This window comes from Microbispora triticiradicis, assembly GCF_005864065.1.
In the GTDB taxonomy this organism is placed as follows: Bacteria; Actinomycetota; Actinomycetes; order Streptosporangiales; family Streptosporangiaceae; genus Microbispora; species Microbispora triticiradicis.
In genome coordinates, this window is the sequence record NZ_VANP01000010.1 from 284,861 (window position 1) to 300,009 (window position 15,149).

General features: G+C 71.0%; 8 protein-coding genes. 3 read left to right on the forward strand and 5 right to left on the reverse strand.

Features of this window, described 5'->3' with window-relative positions; all coding sequences use genetic code 11:
• The first annotated feature begins 198 nt into the window (after positions 1 to 198).
• The 3 genes from FED44_RS37645 to FED44_RS25340 all read left to right on the forward strand — a co-directional run bounded on the left by FED44_RS37645 (position 199) and on the right by FED44_RS25340 (position 10,467).
• Positions 199 to 4,941 (forward strand): ThuA domain-containing protein, encoded by a 4,743-nt coding sequence (locus tag FED44_RS37645; RefSeq protein ID WP_154956734.1) that lies wholly within the window; start codon positions 199 to 201, stop codon positions 4,939 to 4,941.
• Positions 4,942 to 5,209: 268 nt separating this feature from the next.
• Complete coding sequence (locus FED44_RS38200; protein ID WP_111699820.1) at positions 5,210 to 6,973, forward strand: discoidin domain-containing protein; 1,764 nt, start codon at positions 5,210 to 5,212, stop codon at positions 6,971 to 6,973.
• Positions 6,974 to 6,990: 17 nt separating this feature from the next.
• Positions 6,991 to 10,467, forward strand: a complete 3,477-nt coding sequence (locus FED44_RS25340) for a discoidin domain-containing protein (RefSeq protein ID WP_111699819.1) — start codon at positions 6,991 to 6,993, stop codon at positions 10,465 to 10,467.
• An 8-nt stretch (positions 10,468 to 10,475) separates the two neighbouring features.
• Here FED44_RS25340 and FED44_RS25345 read toward each other — a convergent pair whose 3' ends face one another.
• The 5 genes from FED44_RS25345 to FED44_RS25360 form a co-directional block, all read right to left on the reverse strand.
• Positions 10,476 to 11,423, reverse strand: coding sequence for an MBL fold metallo-hydrolase (locus FED44_RS25345; protein WP_416348921.1), 948 nt, complete (start codon positions 11,421 to 11,423; stop codon positions 10,476 to 10,478).
• An 82-nt stretch (positions 11,424 to 11,505) separates the two neighbouring features.
• Complete coding sequence (locus tag FED44_RS25350) at positions 11,506 to 12,978, reverse strand: AAA family ATPase (protein ID WP_111699818.1); 1,473 nt, start codon at positions 12,976 to 12,978, stop codon at positions 11,506 to 11,508.
• A gap of 66 nt (positions 12,979 to 13,044) precedes the next feature.
• The gene (locus tag FED44_RS38205; RefSeq protein ID WP_262367350.1) at positions 13,045 to 13,167 is read right to left on the reverse strand and encodes a hypothetical protein; all 123 of its coding nucleotides are present in this window, start codon (positions 13,165 to 13,167) and stop codon (positions 13,045 to 13,047) included.
• The gene (locus FED44_RS25355; RefSeq protein WP_111699817.1) at positions 13,164 to 13,667 is read right to left on the reverse strand and encodes an ABATE domain-containing protein; all 504 of its coding nucleotides are present in this window, start codon (positions 13,665 to 13,667) and stop codon (positions 13,164 to 13,166) included. Before FED44_RS25355 ends, FED44_RS38205 begins: the two co-directional genes overlap by 4 nt.
• Positions 13,668 to 13,676: 9 nt before the next feature.
• Complete coding sequence (locus FED44_RS25360) at positions 13,677 to 15,122, reverse strand: MFS transporter (RefSeq protein ID WP_138462278.1); 1,446 nt, start codon at positions 15,120 to 15,122, stop codon at positions 13,677 to 13,679.
• Between the last annotated feature and the right edge of the window lie 27 nt (positions 15,123 to 15,149).

Here is a 15,149-nt window from a genome sequence, read left to right on the forward strand (position 1 = left end):
TGATTTTGTCCGCCACTCACGGAGCTTTCGTCACAATCTAACGAAAGTTCAGCAGCTTCGCCAAAACTATCTTCACAATTCCCCAAAAGATGCTTACCTTCGGGGCGAATCACCGCTACGCGGCCGGTTTGTGAAGCGAACGCGTGCCCACGACCGTGCAGCCGGCCCGCACCGCACCAAAGGAAAGGGAGGTCCGCCATGCCCCCCAGGTGGCCGACCGATCGCGCCAGAAAACGGATCGCGCAGACCTGCGCCCTACTCCTGGCCTTCACGGGCCTGACCGTACTCGCCCCGGCCGCGCCCGCGCAGGCGGCGCCCGTCGACGCCGCCGACTACCAGCGCGTGGAGCTGGCCAGGGGTGTCGCCGAGATGGGCGAGCCGATGACTATGACCGTGCTGCCCGACCTGTCGGTGCTGCACACCGCTCGCGAGGGCGTGCTGCGGCGCACCGACGCGCGCGGCGACACCACCGTGGTCGGCACGCTGAACGTCTACTCCCACGACGAGGAAGGGCTCCAGGGAGTCGCCGCCGACCCGGGCTTCGCGACCAACCGGTTCATCTACCTCTACTACGCTCCCCGTCTCGACACCCCCGACGGCGACGCCCCGGCCACGGCGTCCGACTTCTCGGCCTGGAAGGGCGTGAACCGGCTGTCCAGGTTCACCGTCAAGCCCGACTGGACGCTGGACAAGGCCAGCGAGGTCAAGATCCTCGATGTGCCGGCTGACCGCGGCATCTGCTGCCACGTCGGCGGCGACATGGACTTCGACGCCGCCGGCAACCTCTATCTCTCGACCGGCGACGACAGCAACCCCTTCGACTCGTCGGGCTACGCCCCGATCGACGAGCGGCCCGACCGCAACCCGGCGTACGACGCCCAGCGCAGCGCGGGCAACACCGACGACCTGCGCGGCAAGATCCTGCGCATCAAGGTCAAGCCGGACGGGACCTACGACATCCCCGCGGGCAACCTGTTCCCCGCGGGCACCCCGAACACCCGGCCCGAGATCTACGCGATGGGCTTCCGCAACCCGTTCCGGCTGAGCGTCGACAAGGCCACCGGCGTCGTCTACGTCGGCGACTACGGCCCCGACGCCGGCACCACCGACCCCAACCGCGGGCCGAGCGGCCAGGTGGAGTTCAACCGGGTCACCCGCCCCGGCAACTACGGCTGGCCCTACTGCACGGGCACCAACACGCCGGTCGAGACCTACAACGCGTTCACCTTCCCCTCCGGCCCCTCCGGGGCGAAGTACGACTGTGCCGGCGGCCCGGTCAACGCCTCTCCACGCAACACCGGCCGGCGCACGCTGCCGCCCGCCCAGCCCGCGTGGATCAGGTACGGCGGCGACGCCGGCTCGCCGCCCGAGTTCGGCGGCGGCTCCGAGTCCCCCATGGGCGGGCCGGTCTACCACTACGACGCCGCGCTCGACTCCGCGGTCAAGTTCCCGCAGGACCTGGACGGCCACCTCTTCGCCGGCGAGTTCGGCCGCAGGTGGATCAAGGCGATCGACGTGCGGGCCGACGGGACGCGCGGCGACATCGTCGACTTCCCGTGGACCGGCACGCAGGTGATGGACCTGGCGTTCGGCCCGGACGGCGCGCTGTACGTGCTCGACTACGGCACCGGCTACTTCAACGGCGACGCCAACTCGGCGTTGTATCGCTTCGAGTACGTCAAGGGCCGTGACCGTTCCCCGATCGCGGTGGCCAAGGCCGACAAGACCTCGGGCAGGACGCCGCTCACGGTCACGTTCTCCTCGGCCGGCTCCGCCGACCCCGAGGGCGCGACGCTCACGTACTCCTGGGACTTCGGTGACGGCACCACCTCCACCGAGGCGAATCCGGTCAAGACGTACGACAAGGACGGCACGTACACCGCGACGCTCACGGTGCGCGACCCCGCGGGCAACAGCGGCAGCGCCAGCGTGGTCGTCACCGCGGGCAACACCGCGCCGACCGTCACCATCGAGACGCCCACGGCGGGCAGCCTGTTCCAGTGGGGCGACTCGGTCCCCTTCACGATCAAGGTCACCGATCCCGAGGACGGCGACGTCGACTGCACGAAGGTCAAGATGACCTACGTGCTGGGCCACGACAGCCACGGCCACCAGATCAGCTCGAAGAACGGCTGCTCGGGCGAGCTGACCATCCCGGTCGACGGCGAGCACGACGACGCGGCGAACATCTTCGCGGTGTTCGACGCCGAATACACCGACAAGGGCGGGCTGACCACCCACACCCAGCACATCCTGCAGCCGCGGCACCGCCAGGCCGAGCACTACGCGGCCTCCTCGGGCGTCAACCCGATCAGCAAGAGCCAGGCGCACGGCGGCAAGACCGTCGGCGACGTCAACAACGGCGACTGGATCTCCTTCAAGCCCTACGAGCTGAGCAAGGCCAAGGGAATCGCCGCCCGCGTCTCGTCCGGCGGGAAGGGCGGCACCATCGAGGTCCGCGCGGGGTCGCCGTCCGGCACCCTGCTGGGCAAGGTGAGCGTGCCCGTCACCGGAGGCTGGGAGACGTTCACCGACGTCTCCGCGCCACTGTCGAACGCCCCGGCCGGGACGACCGAGCTCTACCTGTTCTTCAAGGGCAACGACGGCGCGCTGTTCGACGTGGACGACTTCACACTGACGGCCGAGCCGCCCGCGGGCGGCAGCCCGGGACCGATCGTCAACGCCGGCGGCCTGTGCCTCGACGTCGCGGGCGCCAACCCGGCCAACGGCACCAACGTTCAGCTCTACCAGTGCAACGACACCGGGGCACAGGTCTGGACGGTCGACGGCTCCACGCTCCGCTCGCTCGGCAAGTGCCTCGACGTCTCCAACGGCGGCACCGCCGACGGCACGCGGGTGCAGATCTGGGACTGCGTCGCCGGCGTCGGCGCGCAGATCTGGACGATCGGGACGGACGGCACGATCAAGAACCCGCAGTCCGGCAAGTGCCTCGACGGCTCGACCACCGGGCAGATGGTCATCAAGACCTGTGACGGCGGCAACGCGCAGAAGTGGACGACCTCGACGGGCCCGGGCGGCGGCGCCGAGGGCGAGGTCCTGGTCTTCTCGCGTACGGCCGGCTTCCGGCACGACTCGATCCCGGCGGGCGTCCAGGCCGTCAAGGACCTGGGCTTCAAGGTCACCGCGACCGAGGACCCGGCCGTCTTCACGACCCAGAACCTGGCCAAGTACAAGGCCGTGGTGTTCCTCAGCACCACGGGCGACGTGCTGAACGACGCCCAGCAGGCGGCCTTCGAGTCGTACGTCAAGGCGGGCGGCGGCTACGTGGGCATCCACGCGGCGGCCGACACCGAGTATGACTGGCCGTTCTACGGCGGCCTGGTCGGGGCGTGGTTCGCCTCGCACCCCGCGGTCCAGAAGGCGACCGTGAAGGTGGAGGACCGGGCCCACCCGGCGACCGCCCACCTCGGCTCGCGGTGGACCCGCACCGACGAGTGGTACGACTACCGCTCCAACGCCCGCACCACCGCCCACGTGCTGGCCTCGCTCGACGAGAAGTCGTACTCGGGCGGCAAGATGGGCGAGGACCACCCGATCGCCTGGTGCAAGGAGTATCAGGGCGGCCGTTCGTTCTACACGGGCGGCGGGCACACGGCGGAATCCTTCTCCGAGCCGGAGTTCCGGCAGCACCTGCTCGGCGGCATCAGGTACGCCATGGGCGACCTCAAGGCCGACTGCCGTCCCGAGACCGGCTACACGACGCTCTACGACGGCGACACCACGGGCTGGCAGCAGGCCGGGCCCGGCGGATTCACGAACGCCGACGGCACCCTGACCTCGCACGGCGGCCTGGGGCTGTTCTGGTACAAGGCGAAGGAGTTCCACTCCTACTCGCTCAAGCTCGACTGGAAGATGCGCGGCGACGACAACGCGGGCGTCTTCGTCGGCTTCCCCGCCTCCGACGACCCGTGGTCGGCGGTCGACAACGGCTACGAGATCCAGATCGACGCCACTGACGCCCCGGAGAAGACCACCGGGTCGGTCTACGGCTTCCAGTCGGCGGACCTCAAGGCCCGGGACGCCGCGCTCAACCCGCCGGGGCAGTGGAACACCTACGAGCTCCGGGTGGAGGGCGAGCGTCTGCAGATCTTCCTGAACGGCGTGAAGATCAACGACTTCGTCAACACCGACCCGAAGCGGTCCCTCCAGCAGGGCTACGTGGGCATCCAGAACCACGGCGACGGCGACGAGGTGGCGTTCCGGAACATCCGCGTCAAGGAGCTCGGTCCGGCGGAGGGCGACGTCACCGTCCAGGCCGAGAACTGGACGGAGGCGAACGGCGTCGACACCTATCCCCACGCCCCCGCGCACGGCGGCACCGTGCTCGGGTACGTCAACCCCGGCGACTGGGCGGCGTACGACGGCGTGGACCTCACCGGCGTCACCCGGTTCACCGCCCGGGTGGCCTCGCCCACCCCGAGCGGCGGCTTCGAGATCCGGACCGGCTCTCCGACCGGCCCGGTGCTCGGCAGCGTCACCGTCCCGAACACCGGTGGCTGGGAGTCGTACGCGGACGTCTCCACGGAGCTCACGAACGTCCCCAGCGGGAGCGTGAAGCTCTACCTGGTGTTCACCGGGGCCGACTTCGACGTGGACGACTTCACCCTCGTCCGCGCCCCGAAGGACGCCAAGGTCAAGCTGACCGTGACGGCGTCGTCCCGCTGCATCGGCGCCTCGGCGTACCTGGCGGTCACGGCCGTCAACAACGGTGATGTGCCGGCGACCGTGGAGCTGACCACTCCGTACGGTTCCAAGACCGTGGCCGACGTGGCCCCGGGCAAACAGGCCTACCAGTCCTTCAACACCCGGGCCGCCCAGATCGACGCCGGCACGGTGACCGTCAAGGGCACCGCGACGATCGGCGGCAAGCAGGTCGCCACGTCCTACGACGCGGCCTACACCGCGGCCGGCTGCCGCTGAGCTGCTCACACCGCGGTCAGCTTCGCTGACCGCCCGGCGGTGACCGCGATCCACACGACGAGGACACGGCCGTAGCACAACCCGGGGCCGGCCGGCCGACCAGCCGGCCGGCCCCGGCCTCGTACGACCCGGTGGTTTACCCGCCGCTTTCCACGGGAGTGAAGATCATTCCATCGCATACTAAATTCAAGTATTGACCTAAGTCTCGAAGGCGATCATTCTCTGGTCAGGGCTCTCCCCGTTCACCCCCCGAAGAGAGATCGCCATCATGCGAAAGCGTTCGACGATCCATCCCACGCGCCGCGCTCTGACGGCGGTGCTCAGCGCGCTGGTCCTGGTCGTGGCCTGCCTCGTCGCAGCGACGGCCGGGTCCGGGCCGGCGCACGCCGCGCCCGTCCTGCTGTCGCAGGGCAAGGCCGCGACGGCCTCGTCCACGGAGAACGCCGGCACCCCGGCGTCGGCCGCCGTCGACGGGAACACCGGCACCCGCTGGTCCAGCGCGTTCGGCGACCCGCAGTGGCTCCAGGTGGACCTCGGGGCCACCGCGACGCTGAGCCAGGTCACCCTGAACTGGGAGGCCGCCTATGCCAGGTCGTTCAAAATCCAGGTGTCGGCCGACGGTTCGGCCTGGACCGACGTCTACTCCACCACGAGCGGTACGGGCGGCACGCAGACCCTCACCGTGACCGGCTCGGGGCGGTACGTCCGCCTCTACGGCACCGCCCGCGCCACCGCGTACGGCTACTCCCTGTGGGAGTTCCAGGTCTACGGCACGACGACCGGCACCGCCTGCGGCACGGCCGACGCCGCCCAGGGCAGGCCCGCGACCGCCTCCTCCGCCGAGAACGCCGAGACGCCCGCGTCGGCGGCCGTGGACGGCAACAGCGCGACCCGCTGGTCCAGTGCGTTCGGCGACCCGCAGTGGCTCCAGGTGGACCTGGGATCCGTCAAGACGATCTGCAGGGTCGTCCTGACGTGGGAGGCGGCCTACGCCACGGCCTTCAGGATCCAGGTGTCCGACAACGCCACCACCTGGACCGACGTCTACAGCACGACCACCGGCACCGGCGGCACGCAGACCCTCAACGTCACCGGCTCGGGCCGCTACGTCCGCCTCTACGGCACCGCCCGCGCCACCGCGTACGGCTACTCCCTGTGGAGCTTCACCGTGAACACCACGGGCGGCTCGACCGACCCGACGACACCGCCGCCCGACGCCTTCTGGGGCGACACCGCGAGCATCCCGGCGGCCAGGAACGTCGTCATGGTCAAGATTCTCAACCGGACCAACGGCCAGTACCCCGACTCGCAGGTCTACTGGAGCTACAACGGCCAGGTCCACTCCATCGCCGAGCAGCCCTACTTCGACATGCCGGCCAACACGGCGGGCCGGATGTACTTCTACCTCGGCTCCCCCAACAGCCAGTACTACGACTTCATCGAGTTCACCGTCGGGCCGTCGGTGTTCAACGGCAACACCACCCGGGTGGACGCGTTCGGCCTGAAGCTCGCGATGCGCCTGCACGCCCGCGACGGATACGACGTGGCGGTCGGCGAGGACTACGCCACCTTCGCCGAGTCCCGCGCGGCGACCTTCCAGCGGTTCGTCGACGAGGTGCCCGCCGAGTTCAGGCAACTGGCCCAGGTGCAGGCGCCGTACCGCATCCCGGCCCCGGGCAGCGCGTCGATCTTCCAGCCCGGCGGGGCGTACGCGAACTACTTCACCGGCTATGCCGCCCAGCAGGGCGTGACGGCGACGACCTCGCAGGTCACCGGGTGCGCCGGACCGCTCGCCGAGGCCCCGAAGATGTGCGCGGCGCTGAACCGGCACGTCGCCGGGCTGTCCGACGCCCAGCAGTCGGACGCGGCGAACTACTACAAGGCCGCCCCGGCGAACTACTACGCGAAGTTCTGGCACGACCACGCCATCGGCAAGCTCGCCTACGGCTTCCCCTACGACGACTACGCGGGCCAGTCCTCGTTCATCTCGCACGGCGACCCGCAGTGGCTGCTGGTCGCGGTCGGCTGGTAGCGCAGGCAGGAGACGCCATGAAGCACACCATTTCGCTCCGGCGCGGGCTCCCTCTCGTCCTGGCGGTGGCGCTGGCGCTGCTCGCGAGCGTCGTCGCCGGGCCCGCCCACGCCGCGCCCGTCCTGCTGTCGCAGGGCAAGACCGCGACGGCCTCGTCCACGGAGAACGCCGGCACCCCGGCGTCGGCCGCCGTCGACGGGAACACCGGCACCCGCTGGTCCAGCGCGTTCGGCGACCCGCAGTGGCTCCAGGTGGACCTCGGCACAACGGCGACGCTGAGCCAGGTCACCCTCAACTGGGAGGCCGCCTACGCCACCTCGTTCAAGATCCAGGTGTCGGACGACGCCGCCACCTGGACCGACGTCTACTCCACGACCACCGGCGCCGGCGGCGTACAGAACCTCAATGTGACCGGCTCCGGCCGGTACGTCCGGGTCTACGGCACCACCCGCGCCACCGCGTACGGCTACTCTCTGTGGGAGTTCCAGGTCTACGGCACCACCGGAACGTCCTCGGGCTGCACCGGCCCCAACAGCGCGCTGAACCGGCCCGCGACCGCTTCGTCCACCGAGAACGCCGGGACGCCCGCGTCCGCGGCGGTGGACGGCGACCCCGGCACCCGCTGGTCGAGCGCCGCCGCCGACCCGCAGTGGCTCCAGGTGGACCTCGGCTCGGCCAGGACGATCTGCAAGGTCGTCCTGACCTGGGAGGCGGCCTACGCCACCTCCTTCAAGGTCCAGGTGTCCGACAACGCCACCACCTGGACCGACGTCTACAGCACGACCACCGGAACCGGCGGCACGCAGACCCTCGACGTCACCGCCTCGGGCCGCTACGTCCGGCTCTACGGCACCGCCCGCGCCACCGGCTACGGCTACTCCCTGTGGGAGTTCGCCGTCCACACCAGCGGCGGCGGCACCACCGACCCGCCGCCGAGCGGGACGCCGATCTCGGCGTACAAGCAGGTGACGGCCTCGTCCTGGGAGGGCGGCAACGCTCCGGCGGCGGCGCTCGACGGGCGGACGACGACCCGCTGGTCGAGCCAGTACTCCGACGACCAGTGGCTGCGGGTTGACCTCGGCGGCGCCGGGCACGTCACCGGTGTCACGCTCAACTGGGAGTCCGCGTACGCCACGGGTTACCGGATCGAGGTGTCCGCCAACGGCACCTCGTGGACGCCGATCCACACCACGACCAGCGGCAGGGGCGGCGTCGAGAACCTGAACGTCACCGGCGACGGCCGCTACGTCCGCTTCGTCGGCACGGCCCGCGCGACAGGCTACGGATACTCGCTGTGGGAGTTCCAGGTCTTCGGCACCGTGGACACGGCGGCCACGACCGCTCCCCTGCTGTCCCCGCCGACCAGGGCTCCGGCGACCACCGGCCAGTTCGCGCTGTCCGCCCCCGCCGACAAGGCCATGATCACCGACACCCGGCGGCCCGCGCTCTCCTGGGCGGCCGTCTCCGGCGCGGTGCGCTACGAGGTCTGGCTGAACGTCAGCCGCACCGACTACGACTTCACCGCCTCGGGCAACCTGATCGACCTCTACACCAAGGTCGCCGAGCCGACCGGCACGAGCTACACGCCCACCTGGGACATCCCCGACCGGTGGACGTACAGGTGGTACGTCGTCGCGGTGAGCGGGTCGGGCGCGAGGACGACGTCGAACATCCGCACCTTCAGCCTCTACCTGCCCGACATCGAGCAGGTCGCCGACGGCATCCCGATCGTCAACGGCGCCCGCGACCTCAACAAGAACGGGACGATCGAGCCGTACGAGAACTGGCGGCTGCCCGTCGAAACCCGCGTCAACGACCTTCTCGGCAGGATGACCCCCGAGGAGAAGGCGTACCAGATGTTCTACAACGCCCAGACCTACCCGCTCTCGGGCTGGCACTTCGGCCCGGCGTTGCCGAACGACCTGCACGCCGTCCTGCTGGGCGCGTCCGGGACCCGCCTCGGTATCCCGCCGGTCTCGGCGGGCGACACCATCGCCGGATACCAGACCACCTATCCCCTGCAGAGCGCGCTCGCGGCGGGCAAGGACTACGCGCTCGACCACAAGCTCGGCGACACGCAGCGCCGCGAGGAGCTGGAGGTCGGGGCGCGCGGCGTGCTCGGCCCGCTCGCCGAGGTCGGCACCAAGGTCCTCTACCCCCGCATCCAGGAGGGCAACGGCGAGAACGCCGACGTCGCGGCCGCCCAGATCCGCGCGCTGGTGGCCGGGCTCCAGGGCGGCCCCGAGCTCAACCCCGCCTCCGTGCTGGCGACCGTCAAGCACTGGCCGGGCGAGGGCGCGGGCGGCGAGGCCGGGATCACCTACGACGCGGTGACCATCAAGTACCACATGATCCCGTTCAGGGCCGCGATGGAGGCCGGCGCGGTCAACATCATGCCGGGCTACGCCGGGAGCTCCTACCTTGACCCGGGCGGCTCGGGCGCGGGCGACAGCAAGCCGATCCTCGACTACCTGCGGGGCAACCTCGGCTACACCGGCCTCATCACCACCGACTGGCTGCCGTCCTCGGTCTGGGTCAAGGCCGCGAACGCCGGCTCCGACGTGATGGGCGGGGCCGACCCAGGTGCCACCGGGTTCACCATGGCGACCTTCCTGGCAGGTGTCCCGATCGCGCGGATCAACGACGCGGTGACCCGGATCCTGCGCCTGAAGTTCACGCTCGGCGTGTTCGAGCACCCGTACGGCGACCCGGTGAACGGTCCCTACCGCTTCCACCAGCCGTCGTACGTCGCGCTCGCCAACCAGGCCGCCCGGGAGTCCATCACGCTGCTCAAGAACAACGGCGTATTGCCACTGAAGCTCAAGGCGGGCGACAACGTCGTGGTGGCCGGTCCGCGGGCCACCGACGGATCGGCCTGCTGCATCTGGACGAGCTTCTTCCACCAGGAGTACGGCTCGCAGACGTTGCTGGACGCGGTGAAGGCGCGGGCGGCCACCGCGGGCGTCAACGTCTACCAGGACACCGGGCCTTCCCCCAAGCTCGCGATCGTGGCGGTCGGCGAGCCGACCTACACGCACGCCACGGCCTGGGTGAAGGAGCAACCCCAGCTGCCCGCCGACCAGCTGGCCGTCATCCAGAACTTCAAGAACCAGGGCGTTCCGGTGGTCGTCGTGCTGACCCTCCCCCGGCCCATCGTAATCAGCGAGTGGAACGGCCTGGCCGACGCCATCGTGGTGACGTACCGGGGCGGCGAGGAGGTCGGCCCGGCCACGGCCGGCCTCCTGTTCGGCGACTACACGCCGCGCGGACGCCTGCCGTGGCAGCTCCCGCGCGGCCTCGACCAGATCCTCAAGCCGGGCGGCGGCGACGTGCTCGCCGACGCCGTCGAGGACTGGAACCTCCCCTACGATCTGGGCGCGACCGCCGCCCAGCGGTCGGAGATCCGGGCCCGCATCGACGCGGGCCAGACCGTCCCCACCACCTACGGCAACCCCCTCTATCCCTACGGAGCCGGACTGCAGGGCTGGTCGTGACGCCCGCGTCAGACTGACGTGGGCAGCGGCCCGCCGTGCCAGGTCATGGCGTCGCCCAAGGCGGCGAGGAGATCCACCTCGCCGCCTTCGGCCTCGGCGTAGGCACGGTGCAGGTTGAGCACCAGGCGCTCGGCGTCCGCCCATCCGGCGAACTCGCCCAGGTCGGCCGCCTGCGCGGCGGCCAGAGGGGTGAGCCCGTTCTCACGTCCCACCCGGGCGGCGTCGAGGACGAACCGGTAGTACCGCTCGTGCGCGGCCAGGATCTCCGGCAGTTCGGAGGCTGTGGCGAGCGGCCCGTGCCCCGGCACGACGCGCTCGGGTTCGAAGGCCGCCAGCCAGTCCAGCGACCGCAACGCCCCCTCAAGCGATCCCATCAGCACCAGCGGCGTGAGCCCGTTGAACAGCAGGTCCCCGGCGAACAGCACCCGTTCGCCGGGAAGCCACGCCACCACGTCCCCAGGGGTGTGCGCGGCGTGGCCGGGATGCCGCAGCTCGACGCGGCGCCCCCCGAGATGGACGGTCAGTTCGGAGGTGAACACCACCGACGGCGGGCGGCGCGTCACGTGTCCCCAGTCGGGCACCGGACTCCACATCGGCGGGCAGCCGTCGATGATCGGATCGGCCAGCAACGCCTCTCTCATCGCCGCGTGCCCGAAGACGACCGTGTCGTCCGGGAGCAGGCTGTTGCCGTAGCAGTGGTCCCCGTGCTGGTGGGTGTTCACCGCCATCCGGATCGGCACGTCGCCGGTCGCCTCGGCGACCGCGCCGAGAAACCGCCGGGTGCGCGCCTCGGTCGCGCAGGTGTCGACGATCAGCACGCCGTCGTCCCCTGCCACGGCTCCGGCGTTGTTCACCCACCAGGTGCCGTCCGGCTGCACCCAGGCGAAGATCCCCGGCCCCACCTCGTGCAGCCCCGCCCCGTCGGCCCGCTCCACCACGCTCACGCTTCCTCTCACCGGCGTCCTACCCACGGGACCCTACCGACGTAGGAACTCGCGGTGGGCGCGCCCAGACCCGGTCACGCCGGGCCGAGCCGGGTCAGCTCCGGCCGTACAGGGCCGGCAGGTCGACGAGGTGGACGTCGGGGGACGCGGCCGTGGCGGCACGCGCCTTGTCGTTGAACCCGGTGCCGCTGAAGCAGAGCAGACGGGTGTCCGTGGTGTCGTAGCGGCCCGTCCGGGCGATCAGGTCGCGGAGGTGCCGGAGTCGTTCGATGTGGGCGGCTCCCATCGTGTCGTTCCACTTCGCCTCGCCGATGGCCAGCAGCGGCGCCTTGCCGCCGTCGGCGATGCCGACCACGGCCACGTCGACCTCGTGGCCGGTCCTGGCCTTGGGGTCGTGGACCACCCCGTGACCGACGCGGGCGGGCAGACCGCCGAACAGGTCGGGATCGGCGTGGTGCAGCGCCCAGTCGCGGCAGATCTGCTCGAAGTGGGGGCCGAGGACGTTGCTGACGAAGCGGCGGCGGCTGGCCTGCCAGACCCGCCCGGCGCTGCCGGGCCGCTCCAGCTGGTCCCAGACCGGGCGCATGATGGCGTGGTAGAAGCGGATCAACGGCTCGGAGATGCGGTAGGTGGCGCGGTTGTCCCGGAACGCGTCCGCGTCGCGGTGCAGCAGGCCGGCGTCCTCCAGCACGTTGATCGGATGCGCGATGTCCGTCGCCCTTCGCTCCAGATAGCCGGCCACTCCCCCGCGCGTCGCGTTGCCGTCGGCGACGGCCGCCAGGACGGACAGGTACAGGGCGCTGTCGCGCAGGTCGGGCTCCTCGGCGAGGAGATAGCGGGCCTCCCGGAAGAGGGGCGTCTCGGGGTTGAGCACGGTGCGGATCACCCAGTCGTCGAAGTCCTCCGGTCCCGACGGCGTGTCACCGCGCGCGAACTCGCGACGGTAGGCGGGGGTGCCGCCGACGACCGCGTTGACCTTCAGAGCCAGCGCGGGATCGGAGATCTCCCAGAACTCGGCGGCCAGGCGGTGGTCCAGTGGGCGGACGAGCATCTCCAGCCCTGCACGCCCGCGCAGCGGGGCGTTGCCGGACAGCAGCCGGCCCATGAAGGAGAGGGCCGACCCGCACAGCAGCAACCGGGTGCGCGAGCGGGTCCGCTGATCCCGCATGGGCCGGAACGCCTCCTGGAGAAGGGACGGCAGTTCCGGGTTGGCCCGCGCGAGGTAGGGGAACTCGTCGATGACGACGGGGATCGGCCGCTCGGCGCCGAGGGCGAGCAGCGCGTCCAAAGCCTCCGACCAGTCGGCGAAGTGATAGGGGACGGCGGGCCGGACGTGGGCGGTGAGCGCGGCGCTCAACCGGCGCAGGGACTCGGCGTTCGCCGCCTCGGTCGCGGCGAAGTAGAAGCCGCCCGCGGCACGGCAGGCGGCGTCCAGCAGGAAGGTCTTGCCTTGGCGGCGCCGGCCGGAGACCACGCCTAGGGTGGCGCCGGGCTGCTCGTCGGTGATGAACCGCCGCAGCGCCGACCACTCGTAGTCACGGTCGAACATCTCGGCCGGCTTGTCCACATCCACCCCCGCGCTTAGAGGACTACAGTTTATATAACTGTAGTCCTATAAGCATGCGGGTCTTCGTCAGTAGGGCAGGACGCGGCCGGAGGGGGTGCGCAGATCCAGGTCGGCGGGCCTGGGGCGGCGTCGCTTGGCCGTGATCCTGGTCGTGGTCGTGGTGGCGGTGACGGCTTTCGGGCGTCTCATGGGCGGCCTCTCAGCACCGTGAGCACCGCGCTCCCGGATGGGCCCGGGGAGGCGCCCGGGGACGCGGCGGGCGGGCGGGAGCACCGGGTGCGGGTGCCGTCGCGTGAGCCGTCCCAGAAGACCCAGCCGCACCGCCGGTCGGGGCAGCGCTTCAGGCGCGGCCACTCCCCGCCGGCGGTGGTGGCGAGCCAGGCCCGGGCGATGGCGGCGAGCGGGTCGTCGGAGCGGAGCGCGAGGCCGTCCAGGACGGCGTGCGCCGCGGCCATCGACCGGCGGTCCGGCTGCTCGCCGTCGGCGAGCAGCCGGGCCCGCAGGCCCTGCCGCAGGGTGCGGGCGCGGGCCAGGTCGTGCGGCGTGACGTGGGCGGGCAGCCCCTGCGCGGCCAGCCAGGCGCGCATGCCCTCCACGCTCTCCAGGAGGTCGGCGCCGCGTTCGACGTCGATCGTGTTCGCGAACGACTCCAGGAGCCTGGTCTCCTCAAGCGGTTCCCGGTAGCTCATCTCGGGCTCTCAGGAGGTCCGGGACCTGCCGATGAGCAGGGCGGCGAGCAGCGCCGCCACGGCGAAGCCCGCACCTGTCAGGAAGGTCGCCTGCATGCCCTGGCTGAACACGTACCCGTCGAGGGCGGCCTTGGACAGACCGGCCGGCGGGTGCTCGGTGGCGCGGGTGCTCGCCGCGGTGGCGATGACCACGATCACGGCGAGGGCGAGGGAGGACCCGACGTTCTGGACCATGCTCACCACGCTGGAGGCCGCGCCGGCGTCCTCGCTCTCCACGCCCGAGGTGGCGCGGCTGAACGCGGGGATGATCGCCATGGCGACCCCGGCCCCGACGAGCACCAGCGAGGGCAGCACACCGGTCCAGTAGCCGTCGCCGATGTCCATCCGCAGCAGCCAGGCGTTGGAGATCAGCAGCAGCACCGCACCGATCAGCACGACCATCCGTCCGCCGATCCTGGGTTCGAGGCGGACGGCGAGGCTCGCCGCGCCGGTCATGCCGACGGAGACGGCCAGGAAGGCGAACGCGGTGGTCAGGGTGCTGTAGCCGAGGACGATCTGGAAGTACTGGCTCAGGTAGAAGAACAGGCCGATCTGCGCGCCCGGCGTGATCATCAGCACCAGGTAGGCCCCGACGCGGCTCCGGTCGGTGAACAGCCCGAGGTCGAGCAGCGGCTGCCTGGCCCGGCGGCTGATCAGCACGAACAGCGCGAGGAGCACCAGGCCGGCCACGACGGAGCCGATGACCCAGCCGTTGAGCCAGTCGCCGCCCTGCGAGGTGGTGAGCCCGTAGACGATCGCGACGACGCCCAGGGTGGCGCTCAGCGCGCCCGCGAAGTCGAACCGCCCGGGGCGGCGCGGGGTCTCCTCGATCACCATCGGGCCCAGCACCAGGAGGACGAGGCCGAAGACCGCGCTGGGCAGCAGCACCACGCGCCAGGAACTGATCGTGCCGAGCAGCCCCACCAGCATCAGCCCGACGGCGGCGCCCGCGCCGCCCGCGATCGTGTACGCGCTGATGGCCCGGCGGCGCAGCGGGCCCTCCTCGAACATGCTCACGATCAGGGCCAGCACGCACGGTGTGGCCAGCGCCGCGCCCACGCCCTGGGCCCCCCGGGCGGCGATGACCAGCCAGGCGTCCGGAGCGATCGCGCGCACCAGGCAGCCCGCGGTGTAGAAGGCCACGCCGGCGACGAACACCCGGCGCTTGCCGAGGATGTCGCCGGCCCTGCCGCCGAGCAGCAGCAGGCCGCCGTACGGGAGGAGGTAGGCGTTGACGACCCAGGAGAGCTGGGTCTGGGACATCTCGAGCGCCTGGCCGATACCGGCCAGCGAGATGCTGATCACCATCTCGTCGACCATGATGAGCGCCCAGAAGGCCACCACGACGGACAGGGCGATCAGGCTCTTGCCCCTGATTCCGTCGGGGACGGTCCGGGTTGACGGATGAGTGAGCATGGAGATCCTCCGGCTCCGGATTCGCGC